This is a genomic window from Rickettsia lanei, from assembly GCF_056242675.1.
On sequence record NZ_CP172233.1, the window covers coordinates 1,000,392 to 1,014,258 of the forward strand.

Here is a 13,867-nt window from a genome sequence, read left to right on the forward strand (position 1 = left end):
GTATATAAGGCGAAGAGCGGAGCATATACACTTAATAGGTGAGTACCGCAGTGCTTATAATACGATGTAGCGCATTTTTCAAATTAAACGAGTATATTTATGAATGAAACAAATGATAATGATATAGATCAGCTAATTTATCTTTTTTCAAAATTACCCGGTCTTGGTATTAGATCGGCAAGGCGTATAGCGCTTTACCTATTGCAAGATAAAGACGTAAGGTTAAAAAGCCTGATTAATAATCTTGTAGAGATAGATAAGAAAATAGTAAAATGCGAGATTTGCGGTAATATGGATACGGAAAATATTTGCCGTATTTGTTCTTCTGAATATAGAGATAAATCAATTATTGCTATTGTCGAAACTGTGGCTGAATTATGGGCAATGGAGCGTAGCGGTAATTTTAAAGGTTTATATCATGTACTCGGTCATAATTTATCGGCAGCTAGTAGACAAAACCCTAGCATACTTCGGTTACCTGAACTACTTACAAGATGTTTTGCAGAAAATATTAAAGAAGTTATTATTGCTACTAATTCTACTTTAGAAGGTCAGACTACTGCTTATTTTATTACAGAATATTTAAAAGAGCATCCTGCTAAAATTTCTCGCCTTGCTAGCGGTATACCTATCGGAGGTGAACTTGATTATTTAGACGAGGGTACCGTATCTGCCGCTATTAACCTACGCCAACCTTTTGAGTAAAAATTAATAATTTTATTAAAGTTATAGTGAATCTTGGTGAAATTCTAGATGATGTTCGCTGGCGAATTTTATTACATCATTATGATTTCCTTGATGATCAAAATGTATCAGTAATTCACCTTGTTCGTTTGAATGTAATATATTTGTGAATAAATGCTGGTCACCATCAATTTTAATGTCAACTACTTTTTTACCGATAAATTTAACGCCGTTATCCCCCTGTTGTCTATATATTATATCTTTCTTTAAGGCATTTATAAATTTATCACATTGATTCGTATCTAATCTCAATGGCTTCCTGATTTTTATTATCATATTGTAAAATTGCCTCAACTTTCTTTAACCCTAAGTTGTATTTCTTAATTGCGATTAAACAATTGATAATCTTATTAATTTTTTCTATAGCTTGTGCTTGTGCAAAATTAAGGTTGCTAACAAGAGCTTCGATATGAATTTGGTTAATATATTCTTCAGGATTGAATAAAAATTCTATTGCCTGGAAGATATTACTGAGATATGGAGTTATTTTATTTTTAGGTATTTTTTGTATAAATTGTTTAGCTAATTCATATTACTTTGGTATATAAGGCTATTGTAGATAGTAATATAACACCACTAATAGAGTTGCTAATTTCGATTCACTCATCCTTTAGGTTTTCTTAATGCACAATTTTCGCAGCAGCAGAATATTGATTGTATTTGGCAATATATTGAAAACATCGAAACTGTTCTTGACTATCTTTAGATAAATTGTCTTGGTTAATTAGATTTAATTTAGCTTCAGCAATTTCAGCTAAATTAAAACTCATTGCTGTCGAAATTTTGATATCTGTAGGAGCATTTTGATTAAATTTGTTGTTGCTGTTGCCCTTTCGTTAAGTAAATAAATATTAAATAAGCTATAGCTTGATGAAGCGCTATCGTTTGGTCGATCCTTTAAAATGCGTAATAATTGTTCTTCGTCTAATGATAATTTTCCTGTATTTATTATAGGCTACTGATAGATTATAACGGCAAAAATAGATGAAATTTACTTTCCTGTTTTTGCTCATTGTTTACTAGATTCGCTGGTCGTGGTGCAGGTAATGTTATTATTTCATCATATTTTTTGGTAGCAAGCAATATTTCAGAAAAAGAGCCTAGAATAGCAAAATCTTCTATATTTGCTAATTGTTTAATAATATCAGGTTGAAATTCAGGTTTTACAAATAATAATATTTAGATATTTTTGATACCATTCTCCGTGAGTTTTAAGTAAATTTAAAACTATAGGTGCTGATTTAAGTATATCTTTAGCTACTTCTTCCATTAATGCAATATTCTTTTCTACTACGGCTAAACGAAAAATATTTTCCTTAGCGATAAATTTATTGATAATCTTAGTGATAGGGTTAGAAGAATTGGAGCTAGGTTTGTATTCAAAAAATATTTCTACTTTAGAATTTTTATTAATTAAAGCATTATATTCACTAATCTCATAATCTTTAAATAACTCATGATTTTTAAGTTCTTCGTAATTGTATTTTTTAATACACATTCCAATAGCTTTTTTGGGGTTTTTACCTCTTTTATCTCCTTAATTGCTAAATTAGCAAATTCTGAAGCTAATTTTGAATTTTTGATTTCTTCAATAGTTCTTAAATAATTATTTTTTATATCAAAATCCTTAACTATTGCTGAGTACAATTCTATAGCTGTATTTAAGGTAATATTGGAGCTTCACGTGGTAACCATAAAATATGGGTATTTTCAGAAAAGTTAATAGAAGACTTTTTTGATTTCATATATGATGCCTAGTTATTTTTAACAAGGCATCATACATTAGTTTAATTCTTAGTCAAAAAATTATTAATATTTTTTAATAATTACCCACCGAATTGCTCTTTAATAATTCTATCTTCCAGCGTATGGTTTTTATTAAAGAGCAGTTTAACAGGCTTATCCTTAGTAGATTTAACGGTAACATTTGTGATATTATTAAACTCCTGAAAGTCGGCAGTAGCATTTACCGGTCGTTTATTTGTATTAAGTATTTCAAATTTAATCGTAGCAGATGAAAGCAGTAAAGCACCGTGCCATCTACGCGGTCTAAACGAGCAGATAGGGGTTAGGCATAACATGTTTGACTCAAGCGGTAAAATAGGACCGCTGGCAGATAAATTATAAGCACTACTTCCGGCAGGTGTTGCAACTAAAGCTCCGTCTGCTACTAATTCGTTCATTCTCTCTATCCCGTTTACTTCTATTCTAAATTTAGCAGCTTGATTAGTTTTACGAAATATCGATACTTCGTTAATAGCAAGTGCCGTATATATTTGACCGCTCGTATCTGCGACTTGCATAAGAAGAGGATTTAGGATAGAAACCGTACTTTCGTGTATATTTTGTAATAATTTTTTGGTATCTAAAGGATTCATTAAAAAGCCGAGGCTTCCTAAATTAACTCCGTAAAAAGGTATATTAAGATGCATATAGCGGTGAATATTATGTAGTAATGCTCCATCCCCGCCTATTACGATAATGACCTCCGCTTCCTCTATTTTACAATAATTATAGAGTTTTTTTATTTCTTCTATAATAGCTAAATGTTTGGAATTGTGGTTATAAATCAATGCTATTTTATTTATATTCATTATATGAATTTCTTTTTTAATATATAGACGCTTAACTAATAATAAGTTATAAGAATAAAATAATAAAATAAATATTAAGTTAAATTATGTCATCATTCAACATCAAAAATCATAAAAATGATCTGCTATTTGTACCGCTAGGGGGATCTAATGAAATAGGTATGAATCTTAATCTTTACCATTATCAAGGTCAATGGTTAATGATTGATTGTGGTAGCGGTTTTGCCGATGATTATTTACCCGGTGTTGATATGATCATTGCTGATAGCAGCTTTATCGAGAAATATAAAAAAGATATAGTAGGTCTGATTTTAACTCATGCTCACGAGGATCATTTAGGTGGAGTCCAATATTTATGGAATAGACTTAAATGTCCTATTTATATTACTACTTTTACAGCAAATTTTCTAAAAATTCGTTTAAATGAATATGATTTTGCTAAAAATATAAAAATTCATGAAGTAAAACCCGGTAGTAAAATAAATCTAGATCCTTTTTCCTTAGAGATGGTGCCACTGACTCATTCGGCTCCTGAAATGCAAGCAATTATGATCCGTACGGATGCAGGTAATATTTTACATACGGGGGATTGGAAATTTGATAACGATCCGATACTTGGAAAAAAAGCCGATGAGGAGCTTTTAAAATCTTACGGAGATGAAGGGGTTCTTGCACTTGTTTGTGATTCAACTAACGTATTTAATAAAGGAAGCTCAGGTTCTGAGGGGGATGTTAGAAAAAGTTTAGTAGATATTATAGCCGGTTGTCCTCAAATGGTAGTAGTTTCAACCTTTGCCTCTAATTTAGCACGGCTTGATACAATAATTCATGCTGCAGGGCTTGCGGGTAGAAAAGTAGTCTTAACCGGTAGAAGTTTGCACCGTATGATGCTTGCTGCGCAGGAAAGCGGCTATTTGAAAGATATTGCTCCTCTAATTAGTGAACGTGATGTTAGCAGATTTAGAAGAGAAGAATTATTAGTAATTGCTACCGGTTGTCAAGGTGAGCCTATGGCTGCTACCGCAAAACTGGCTAGTAATTCTCATCCGTCTATAAAGCTTGTTCCTAAGGATACAATGATTTTTTCTTCAAAAATTATTCCGGGTAATGAAAAGAAAATATTCAGGCTATTTAATATATTTGTTAAAGCCGGTGTAGAAGTTATTACCGAGCGAGACCATTTTGTACATGTTTCAGGACATCCATCGATTGACGAGCTACAAAAAATGTATTCTCTAATTAGACCGAATATTTGTATACCTGTTCACGGCGAGCCTGTACATATTCATGAACATGTTAAGCTTGCTAAGAAAAACGGCATAAAACAGGTAGTAGAGGTTGAAAATGGTAGTGTAGTACTGCTTGAACCTAATAATGCAAAAGTAATTTCAAAGGTTGAAAACGGTTATTTAGCTGTTGACGGTAATTATTTGCTGCCCGTTGAATCTCCGATTTTCAAAGCTAGAAGACGTATGCGTGAGTCGGGTATCGTGGTAGCATCAGTAGTCATTAATAAAAAAGGACTGCTGGTTGCAAACCCAATGCTGTCTATGCCCGGGCTGCTTGATCCGAAAGAGGATATGGCATTAGTTAACCTCATTAAAAACGATATTAAAGAACTTGTGACCATTCAAAATAAACAGGCTAAAAAAGCATTGTCGGATGAACAAGTAATCGAGGCAATAAAAGGAACAATCCGTAAAACCTTAAAACAAGAAATTAATAAGTCACCCGTTATAATAGTAAATCTTGAGAAAGCTGTGGAGTAGTGCAATTGTTATTGTGAGTAGGTATTGTTTTATGGCTCGAGAAATTGGCTCAATGTCATTCCCACAGAAGCGGGAATTCAGAAACACAACTTCAATATTGATACAGAAGTTACATATTTGATAAAAACACCATATAAAAACTTGTGTTTATATGGTTTTACTGGATTCCCCCTTCGTGAGAATGACATAAACAAGCCAAGCAACGATACCTACAAACCTGCAAGTGACAAAGAAAAAATAAGCACATGAACAAATTTAAAAATATTGCGGTTTATGGGGGAGGGAGTTTCGGTACTAGCCTTGCTTCTTTAGCAGCACAAAACTGTAATAACGTTACTTTATTTTTACGTGATGAGGCAATAGCAAAGGAAATTTTACATAACAAAACTAATGTAAAATATTTAGGGGATATTAAATTACCTGCTCATTTACAGGCTACTACAAACTTAGATATAATTAAGGATTTTGAATTAATTATTATTGCAGTGCCGTCTTACGCTTTTGATGACTCAATAAAATTATTAAAAACTCACAGCATTTCTAAAGACAATACTCTTCTAATTGCAACAAAAGGCTTTGCCCGTAATCCTACCGCATTATTTTCAGATAGGTTAAAAACTCTATTACCGCATAGTCCTACAGCGTTTTTTGTAGGTCCAAATCTAGCAAAAGAACTTGCTAAAAATTTACCTGCTTCGGCAAGTATTGCAAGTTTAGATATAGATATAGCAAATAAAATAGCTTATAACCTAAGTTCAAAAATTTTTACTACTAATGTGTCAAGCGATATTGTAACATTACAGGTAGCAGGAGCTTTAAAAAATATTTTTGCTATTAAAAGCGGGATTGATTTAGCAAGAAAGCAGGGCGAAAATGCAAGAGCAACGCTTATAGTAGCTGCCTTAAAAGAAATTGCTATTTTGTCGAAAGCGTTAGGTGGTATGCAAAAAAATTCTGATATTTTACTAGAGGGCGTAGTAGGCGATTTAGTGCTTACTTGTTATTCGTTAGGTTCACGTAATACAAAATTTGGTTATGAACTTGGAATTAGTAGCGATAAAAAGAAATTTTTACAGGAATATAAAGAGCTAGTAGAGGGAAGAGAAGCATTAAAATTAGTTTTGGATTTGATAAAAAAATATAATTTACATATGCCTATAATTTCCGAAGTAGCTTCATGTGTTATTCCTTATGTCATTCCTGCAAAAGCAGGAATGACATATGAATCCACGCAACAATGCCTCCGCGGGAATGACATATGAATCCACGCGAGCAATACTAATAAATATGAAAATTTCATATTAAATTAGATACCTTAAATCACATAAAGTTTTTAAAGTTTTAATTAGAAATTTATTTTGGTCTGATGAAGTAAAAATCTTTACAAAATTTAGTGAAAAAAATAAAACCTCATATATTATAAGTAATTATATCTTTAGCTCATTACATGATAATCTTTAGTATAGTTTTTTTTAAAACCGTTTCGGTATTATTAAGTGTAGTAATAGGATTTTTAGCAGGTAAATATTCAAATGTTGAAAGAGATAGTATCTCTTCGTTACTATTCTATTTTATATCGCCTATAGTATTTTTTACGATACCTGCTAGTACAACCTTAACACTTGCGGCATTAAGCATTACGGTTGTAACATTTGTAATTGCAACACTCTTATCGCTCTTTTCTTATTATTTTTTTGGTAAATTTTGGCAGGATCATACACGTAATATTATAGCTTTGTCTGCAGGTACGGCAAATGGCGGGTATTTTATGTTGCCTATAGCTACAGCACTTTTTGATGATTATACATTAAGTATTTACATGATGGTTGTTATAGGAGTGAATATTTATGAATGTTCCGTCGGCTTTTATATTTGTATGAGGAGCTTTGCTAATACCACCGATAGTATATTAAAAGTAGTAAAATTACCGATTTTAAATGCTTTTTTCTTGGGATGTTTATTTAGTTTTTGCGGTTTTACTTTACCGGATTTTTTAGATGATTTTATATATAATATGAAAGGCGCTTTTTCGATACTCGGTATGGTGATGGTGGGTCTTGCTCTTTCGTCTCTACAAAAATTTGAAGTCGATATCAAATTTACTCTTGCTACTTTTGCTGCTAAATTTCTATTCTATCCTTTGGGAGTAGGGTTATTTATCATGTTTGATCATTTTGTAACAAAATGGTATAACAATGATTACTATAATGCCCTAAAACTACTTTCTACGGCACCACTCGCAGCAAATACTATAGTTATAGCGAATTTACAGAAATTTTACCCTGAAAAAGTTGCAGCTACTGTGTTTTTATCTTTGCTTTTTGTAGTTATATATATGCCGACCATGGTCAGTATATTTTTAAGTGACTTAAATTAATAACATGATGACAATTGATGACAATGATTTTTTTACAATTTATTCTAAATTGGTATTAATAGGTTCATATGAAAATTAATTCAATAAAAATTGGTCCCTATATTAATTTATTACCTCTTCAATATATACCGAAACATAAAATTTCTTATTTGGAATTCGGTGATCCTAAAAATAAAAATATAATAGTATGTGCTCACGGTTTAACTAGAAATGCTCATGATTTTGATAAAATAGCTAAAGAGTTGAGTAAAAATTATAGAGTAATTGCAATAAATTATCCCGGTCGCAGTGATAGCGAAAATTTTAAAAAAGCTAATCATTATAACTATACGACTTATATTAAAGATACGTTATTTTTTTTAAAAAGGCTAAATATCAAAAATCCTATTTGGCTTGGTACTTCAATGGGTGGTATTATAGGTATGGTACTTGCCAGTAAATATAAAAATATTTTTAAAGCCTTAATATTAAATGATATAGGGGCGTTTATTGATGCTGCTCCTTTAATTAAAATGGGAGGTTATGCTAAAAAAACGATACTCTTAGATGATTTGGCTAGTGCAAAAGAACATTTAAAACTTATTTATGCACAAAGCGGTATTAAAGATGAAGAAGATTGGGATTATTTAACAAAATATAGTGTCATTTCTACATTCGGCGGAAAATATAAAATGAATTATGATCCTGCTATAACAAAAGGAATGAAAAATGCTAGTAACCATGAAGATATTAAACTATGGTCTGTATGGAATAAAATAAAATGTAGAATATTAGTAATTCATGGGATGAAATCTCAAATTTTAACAAAATCTACTCTTAAAAAGATGAAAGCAACAAAAATTTTTGATCTTTATGAAATAAAATATGCCGGTCATGCTCCTTCTCTAATGAACCCTGAAGAAATTAACTATGTCAAATCTTGGTTAGAAAAGAAGTCTTAGATTGTATGACCTTGTATTGTACGAACGTTCAGGATGTCATTCCCGCGGAAGCGGGAATCCAGAAAAACATATAAAAAAACTATTTTTTATATGTTTTTCTGGATTCCTGCTTTCGCATGAATGACATAGGCATCATTTAAATTAATAAATAATAATTATGAAAATTACTACTAAAGTACTAATAATAGGTTCAGGACCTGCGGGCTTAAGTGCCGCTATTTATACAGCTAGAGCTGCTTTAAAACCAATATTAATAAATGGTATGCAGCCAGGCGGGCAGCTTACAATTACCACCGGTGTTGAGAACTATCCAGGATTTGCAGAAACGGTGCAAGGACCTTGGCTTATGGAGCAGATGTATATGCAGGCTAAAAATGTCGGTACGGAAATTGTTAGTGATTACGTAGAAAAGGTGGATTTATCAAAAAGACCTTTTAAAGTATTTACAGGAGCAGGAAATGAATATGACGCGGAGAGCATAATCATTTGTACCGGTGCGGAAGCAAAATGGCTTGGTATAGCTTCAGAGCAGAAATTTCGTGGTTTTGGTGTTTCGGCATGTGCTACTTGCGATGGTGTCTTTTTTAAGAATCAAGAAATAGTTGTAGTAGGGGGAGGAAATAGTGCAGTAGAAGAAGCTTTATACTTAACCAATCATGCTAACAAAGTCACTATAGTGCATAGAAGAGATAGTTTTAGAGCTGAGAAAATATTACAGGATCGATTATTTAAAAATTCTAAAATATCAGTCATTTGGGATCATGTAGTAGATGAGATTGTAGGTAGCAATAAACCAAAATCTGTTACTGGAGTTAAAATTCAAAATGTTCACACCCAAGAGATTAGTTTATTGAATTGTAGCGGTGTATTTATAGCTATTGGGCATGCACCGAATACGGGGCTATTTACCGGACAAATTGTAATGGATGACGATAATTATATCATCACGAAGTCAGGCACTACTAGAACTAGTGTAGAAGGTGTTTTTGCTGCTGGTGACGTTCAGGATAAAATTTATAGACAAGCAATAACTGCTGCAGGAACAGGCTGTATGGCGGCTCTTGAGGCTGAAAAATTTCTAAATAAATAATTTAGATTTTTTAGCTGTAAATTAACATATAAGTTAATAAAAAATTGTTGCATTTAGTAAGACACTTATTATAGTCATTGTGTATTAATTTAATGAGGTACAAATATATAATGACTTGGAACAAATATACCACCACAAAAACAAAATATTGATACATATCCATTACTTATGAAATTTTTAGTTGGATGAGGTAATTTTAACATACAAAATTTAGAAGCATTGAAAAATGCTAATTTAGAAATAGAGCTAGCAGAAGCCGCATTTTCACAAAAATTTTTAATATATTCGGCAATTAAATTTTACTTAAATCATTTTTATCCAAATAGCCAAAGTAAAAAATTTACAGAGCTAGAAATAACCGGAGTTAGATATGATCAAGTGATAAAGGCGAAATTTACTAAGCTTAAAGCTGGTGACGGATTTGATAAGGAATCGGATGTAGGTAGGTCCGTTAATTAATTCTGCTGCCATAGCAAAAATACAAAAGTTACTCGCTGATGCACAAAGTAAAGGAGCTACATTAATTTGCGGCGGTAAAACTGTTGATAATTTTATTGAGCCTACTATTATTATTGACTGTTTGGATAATATGGATATCTTTAGAATAGAAATATTCGGTCCGGTAGTTGCTTGTTATAAATTCAAAGATTTGGATGAAGTAATAGAACATGCAAATAATACCGAATACGGCTTGCAAGGATATGTGTATTCAAATAATATATCTGTGGCATAAATGATAGCGTCTAAGCTTGATTTTGGTATGGTATCGATTAACGACCCGTTACCTGCAAATGCAAAAGCACCTTTTGCAGGACGTAAAGCTTCAGGTTTTGGAGTGGAAGGCTCATTTGAAGGGATATTTGAATATCTAAATACGAAATATATAAATTTACAGCATTAAGCATGCCCGCATGGTTTCTTTTATGTCATTCCTGCGAAAGCAGGAATCTCGTAAAGAATATAAAAAATATAATTCTTTGTAGCAGTATTAAGATTATTTTTTCTGGATTCCCGCGAAAGCGGGAATGACATAGAAAATATAATAATCTAAATAGTAAAAATGATGCTAGTGCTTGTAGATAATATTGAAGTACAAATTGAAAAAATTTATGAAGTATTTGATTTAATAGATAATGAAGGAGCTGATCTTTTGTTATGGGCATTATCTGATTGTCTTGCCGAGCTATTGCTCAATATAAAGAATCGTTAACAATTGAAGATGTTGATCCTTTGATGCAACTAATTAAAAGGTTTGAAGAGCAAAATACTATAATACCCAAAATGCTTAATAATGCTTTAAGCAATATATTATTAATCCTTGAAGATGGATGTAAAGCTGAAGAATCAGAACTAATAGAAAATATAATTAATAGTTTAAATACTCTTGATATGTTAGGAGGACATGCATAGTAATCTTCCAAAAATCTCAATAGTTTTACCGGTTTATAATAGAAAGAAGCTGTTACCTTTTGCTATTGAGAGTTGTCTTAATCAAAGTTTTAAAGACTTTGAGCTTATTATTATTGATGATTGCTCAAAAGATAATAGCGTTATAGTAGCTAGGACATATGCAGAGCAGGATTCACGTATTAAGGTAATAGTAAATGAGACCAATAAAAGATTACCGGCAAGTCTTAATATTGCTTTTAAAGAGGCCAAGGGGGAGTATTTTACTTGGACTTCAGATGATAATCTTTTCCATGAAAATGCTTTAGAAAAAATGGTTAAGATACTTGATAATTCACCTGAGATAGGGCTTGTATATACTGATTATACTTTGATCGATGACCACGGTAAAGTAGGAATAAGACTTTATCAAGAACCTCCTGAGTTTTTACCGATTAGAGATTGCGTCGGTGCATGTTTCTTATATAGAGCCGATTTAGCAAGGCAAGTAGGTGGATATAATGAAAATATGCAGTTAGTGGATGATTATGAATATTGGCTAAGGTTTGGGCTTATTACGAAATTTGCTCATATACCGGAATCTTTATATTTCTACCGAGTACATGATCAAAGCTTAACAATAGAGCGTAAAGTAGAAGCAAAACAGGCAAAAAGAGTTTTAAAAGCATTATTTAAAGATCAATATATTATTCCTGCTGAGATTAAACCTATAAATGATTTATATAATTGGTTTATTGAAGATAGAAATTTAAGCTCTTATTTTAGGTTATTTAAAATAATTATTTGTAGTCCGATAATTACTATTTCGTATATTATGAAAAATCTAAGAAGAATAAGGTGATATTTTAATGCTTTAATGTCATTCCTGCTTTTGCGGGAATGACATAGTAGAGCCATAGCACAACATCCTTAAAATAAATGCAAAATCAAGATTTCATACATACATTAAATCCAGAGCAGCAAAAAGCAGTGCTTCACACTGAAGGACCGCTTTTATTGCTTGCAGGTGCAGGGACAGGTAAAACAAAGGTACTTACCTCAAGAATAGCTAATATTATTCACCAAAATTTAGCCTCACCTCAAAATATTCTAGCCGTTACTTTTACTAATAAAGCTGCTAAAGAAATGGCTGAAAGAGTTAATAGTCTAATTAATTGCTATGGTCTTAATATAGGCACTTTCCACTCAATGGCAGCTAGGATATTACGTGACCAGATTGAGCATTTAAATCTTGGTTTAAATAATAGATTTACTATTATTAGTCATGATGATCAATTAAAACTAGTGAAAGATATAGTAAAGCTAAAAGATATTGATACTAAAAAATATGCTCCTAAATTAATACATATCATAATTTCTAGATGGAAAGATCAAGGATTATTACCAACTAAACTATCAGTATCAGATACTAATTTACCGTTGCAGAGGGTTGCAAAACTTGTATACGAAGAATATCAGAAAAATTTACTTATTTCTAATGTTTTAGATTTTGGAGATTTGCTACTTTATAATAATGAGCTTTTTATTAAAAACTCTGAAATACTAAGATATTACCAAGAAAAATATCGATATATTTTAATTGATGAATATCAAGACACTAACGTTGTCCAGTATTTATGGGCAAGAATGCTCGCAAGTTTATATAAAAATATTTGCTGTGTAGGGGATGATGATCAATCTATTTATGGTTGGCGAGGAGCAGAAGTCGGGAATATATTACGTTTTGAAAAAGATTTTGCAGGTGCAACAATTATTAAATTAGAGCAGAATTATAGATCAACTTTGCCAATACTTGCTGCTGCTTCCAATGTTATTAATAATAATAAAAACCGTCACGGTAAAACGTTATGGACGGATAGGGAAAACGGTGAAAAGATAAAAATTATCTCTTGTTGGAGTGATAAAGAAGAAGCAAGATATATAGCCGGTGAAATAGATAAGTTAGTGCGAGAAAATCGGTATAATGCCGGCAATATTGCAATATTAGTACGAGCCGGATTTCAAACAAGAAGTTTTGAGGAAGCGTTTATAAATAGTGCTATGCCTTATAAAATTATAGGCGGTTTGCGGTTCTATGAACGTATGGAAATAAGAGATGTGCTTGCTTATATCCGTATATCTTTGAATAAAAATGACAATCTAGCACTTGAGCGTATTATAAATGTGCCGAAAAGGACAATAGGTGCAGCTAGCTTAAATAAAATTAGAGGTTATGCACTTGAGCGAAATATTTCTAATTTCGCAGCCATTAAAGAAATGCTAGAAATAGGTGAGATTAAAGCAAAATCATATGAAACTCTAAAAGATTTGGTTACTAAAATCGATAATTGGTACGAAAGATTTAGTATAGATGCTCCAATAAACGTAGTTAAAGCAATACTTGATGATTCCGGTTATCTTGAAATGCTTCAAGAAGAAAAAACCGAAGAAGCATTCGGTAGAATCGAAAATATTAACGAAATGCTTAGAGCTATTGCTGAATTTAACGATGTTCATGATTTTGTCGAACATTCAAGCTTAGTTATGGAAAATGAAGTGCTTGAAACCAATTACGGTGGCTCGGTTACTATAATGACCCTGCACGCAGCTAAAGGGCTTGAGTTTGACGTGGTATTTTTACCGGGCTGGGAAGAGGGGGTATTTCCGTCTCAAAGATCTCTAGACGAAGATGGCGAAAAAGGCTTAGAAGAAGAACGCCGCATTGCTTATGTGGGTATTACGAGAGCCAAAAAAGACCTCTACATTACTCATGCTGAAAGCAGAAAAATATTTTATGAAATAGTCCGTTCTTACCCTTCAAGGTTCATAACTGAAATCCCTGATGAAATTACGATCAGGACCTCTTCTATGAAAAAATACAATTCTTTTTATAAGTTTTAATTAATTTTCATTCATAAATTTTAAATTGGTTTGCCATAGATTTAAGTGAGTCTCAAGTAGAGCAG

General features: G+C 32.0%; 12 protein-coding genes and 3 pseudogenes. 12 read left to right on the top strand and 3 right to left on the bottom strand.

Features of this window, described 5'->3' with window-relative positions; all coding sequences use genetic code 11:
- Positions 1-99: 99 nt before the first annotated feature.
- Positions 100-705 carry a recombination mediator RecR gene (gene recR / locus ACHBLB_RS05720; RefSeq protein ID WP_014364701.1) on the top strand — a complete coding sequence of 202 codons (606 nt, stop codon included), beginning with the start codon at positions 100-102 and terminating at the stop codon, positions 703-705.
- A gap of 21 nt (positions 706-726) precedes the next feature.
- Here the strand turns inward: recR and ACHBLB_RS05725 are convergent, their stop codons facing one another.
- Entirely contained in the window at positions 727-1,020 is a 294-nt protein-coding gene (locus ACHBLB_RS05725; protein ID WP_475841244.1) for a hypothetical protein, read from the bottom strand.
- Positions 1,021-1,756: 736 nt separating this feature from the next.
- Here ACHBLB_RS05725 and ACHBLB_RS05730 point away from each other — a divergent pair.
- On the top strand, positions 1,757-1,897 hold the full coding sequence (locus ACHBLB_RS05730; protein WP_475841246.1) for a hypothetical protein: 141 nt from the start codon (positions 1,757-1,759) through the stop codon (positions 1,895-1,897).
- Between the two features lie 3 nt (positions 1,898-1,900).
- On the opposite strand, the gene ACHBLB_RS05735 is transcribed toward ACHBLB_RS05730, so the two are convergent.
- Both ACHBLB_RS05735 and ACHBLB_RS05740 read right to left on the bottom strand, forming a co-directional pair.
- Complete coding sequence (locus ACHBLB_RS05735) at positions 1,901-2,242, bottom strand: hypothetical protein (protein ID WP_475841248.1); 342 nt, start codon at positions 2,240-2,242, stop codon at positions 1,901-1,903.
- A gap of 328 nt (positions 2,243-2,570) precedes the next feature.
- Positions 2,571-3,338 carry an NAD kinase gene (locus ACHBLB_RS05740; RefSeq protein WP_475841250.1) on the bottom strand — a complete coding sequence of 256 codons (768 nt, stop codon included), beginning with the start codon at positions 3,336-3,338 and terminating at the stop codon, positions 2,571-2,573.
- A gap of 86 nt (positions 3,339-3,424) precedes the next feature.
- On the opposite strand from ACHBLB_RS05740, the gene ACHBLB_RS05745 reads away from it, so the two are divergent.
- The 10 genes and pseudogenes from ACHBLB_RS05745 (at position 3,425) to pcrA (ending at position 13,802) form a co-directional block, all read left to right on the top strand.
- Positions 3,425-5,107, top strand: coding sequence for a ribonuclease J (locus ACHBLB_RS05745; protein WP_475841252.1), 1,683 nt, complete (start codon positions 3,425-3,427; stop codon positions 5,105-5,107).
- 245 nt (positions 5,108-5,352) lie between these two features.
- A complete protein-coding gene (locus tag ACHBLB_RS05750; RefSeq protein WP_475841254.1) occupies positions 5,353-6,369 on the top strand; it encodes an NAD(P)H-dependent glycerol-3-phosphate dehydrogenase in 1,017 nt (338 codons plus the stop codon).
- A gap of 185 nt (positions 6,370-6,554) precedes the next feature.
- The gene (locus tag ACHBLB_RS05755) at positions 6,555-7,484 is read left to right on the top strand and encodes an AEC family transporter (RefSeq protein WP_475841256.1); all 930 of its coding nucleotides are present in this window, start codon (positions 6,555-6,557) and stop codon (positions 7,482-7,484) included.
- 68 nt (positions 7,485-7,552) lie between these two features.
- Entirely contained in the window at positions 7,553-8,425 is an 873-nt protein-coding gene (locus ACHBLB_RS05760; protein ID WP_475841258.1) for an alpha/beta fold hydrolase, read from the top strand.
- 157 nt (positions 8,426-8,582) lie between these two features.
- Positions 8,583-9,515: a thioredoxin-disulfide reductase gene (gene trxB / locus ACHBLB_RS05765; protein WP_475841261.1), complete on the top strand. Its 933-nt coding sequence runs from the start codon at positions 8,583-8,585 to the stop codon at positions 9,513-9,515.
- A 219-nt stretch (positions 9,516-9,734) separates the two neighbouring features.
- Positions 9,735-9,920 (top strand): annotated as a pseudogene (locus tag ACHBLB_RS05770) (hypothetical protein); the annotation flags it as partial.
- Positions 9,897-10,416 (top strand): annotated as a pseudogene (locus ACHBLB_RS05775) (aldehyde dehydrogenase family protein); the annotation flags it as partial. The pseudogenes ACHBLB_RS05770 and ACHBLB_RS05775, both read left to right, overlap by 24 nt.
- 162 nt (positions 10,417-10,578) lie before the next feature.
- Positions 10,579-10,925 (top strand): annotated as a pseudogene (locus ACHBLB_RS05780) (hypothetical protein).
- Positions 10,918-11,763, top strand: a complete 846-nt coding sequence (locus tag ACHBLB_RS05785) for a glycosyltransferase (RefSeq protein WP_475841264.1) — start codon at positions 10,918-10,920, stop codon at positions 11,761-11,763. The pseudogene ACHBLB_RS05780 and the gene ACHBLB_RS05785 overlap by 8 nt, the downstream one beginning before the upstream one ends.
- 77 nt (positions 11,764-11,840) lie before the next feature.
- The gene (pcrA, locus tag ACHBLB_RS05790; RefSeq protein WP_475841266.1) at positions 11,841-13,802 is read left to right on the top strand and encodes a DNA helicase PcrA; all 1,962 of its coding nucleotides are present in this window, start codon (positions 11,841-11,843) and stop codon (positions 13,800-13,802) included.
- Positions 13,803-13,867: the final 65 nt, after the last annotated feature.

Excerpts from the sequence above, each read along its gene's own strand:
- ACHBLB_RS05745 (WP_475841252.1), top strand. The coding sequence starts at position 3,425 with ATGTCATCATTCAACATCAAAAATCATAAAAATGATCTGCTATTTGTA.
- pcrA (WP_475841266.1), top strand. The coding sequence starts at position 11,841 with ATGCAAAATCAAGATTTCATACATACATTAAATCCAGAGCAGCAAAAA.
- ACHBLB_RS05735 (WP_475841248.1), bottom strand. The coding sequence starts at position 2,242 with ATGTGTATTAAAAAATACAATTACGAAGAACTTAAAAATCATGAGTTA.
- recR (WP_014364701.1), top strand. The coding sequence starts at position 100 with ATGAATGAAACAAATGATAATGATATAGATCAGCTAATTTATCTTTTT.
- trxB (WP_475841261.1), top strand. The coding sequence starts at position 8,583 with ATGAAAATTACTACTAAAGTACTAATAATAGGTTCAGGACCTGCGGGC.
- ACHBLB_RS05725 (WP_475841244.1), bottom strand. The coding sequence starts at position 1,020 with ATGATAATAAAAATCAGGAAGCCATTGAGATTAGATACGAATCAATGT.
- ACHBLB_RS05760 (WP_475841258.1), top strand. The coding sequence starts at position 7,553 with ATGAAAATTAATTCAATAAAAATTGGTCCCTATATTAATTTATTACCT.
- ACHBLB_RS05740 (WP_475841250.1), bottom strand. The coding sequence starts at position 3,338 with ATGAATATAAATAAAATAGCATTGATTTATAACCACAATTCCAAACAT.
- ACHBLB_RS05785 (WP_475841264.1), top strand. The coding sequence starts at position 10,918 with ATGCATAGTAATCTTCCAAAAATCTCAATAGTTTTACCGGTTTATAAT.
- ACHBLB_RS05750 (WP_475841254.1), top strand. The coding sequence starts at position 5,353 with ATGAACAAATTTAAAAATATTGCGGTTTATGGGGGAGGGAGTTTCGGT.
- ACHBLB_RS05755 (WP_475841256.1), top strand. The coding sequence starts at position 6,555 with ATGATAATCTTTAGTATAGTTTTTTTTAAAACCGTTTCGGTATTATTA.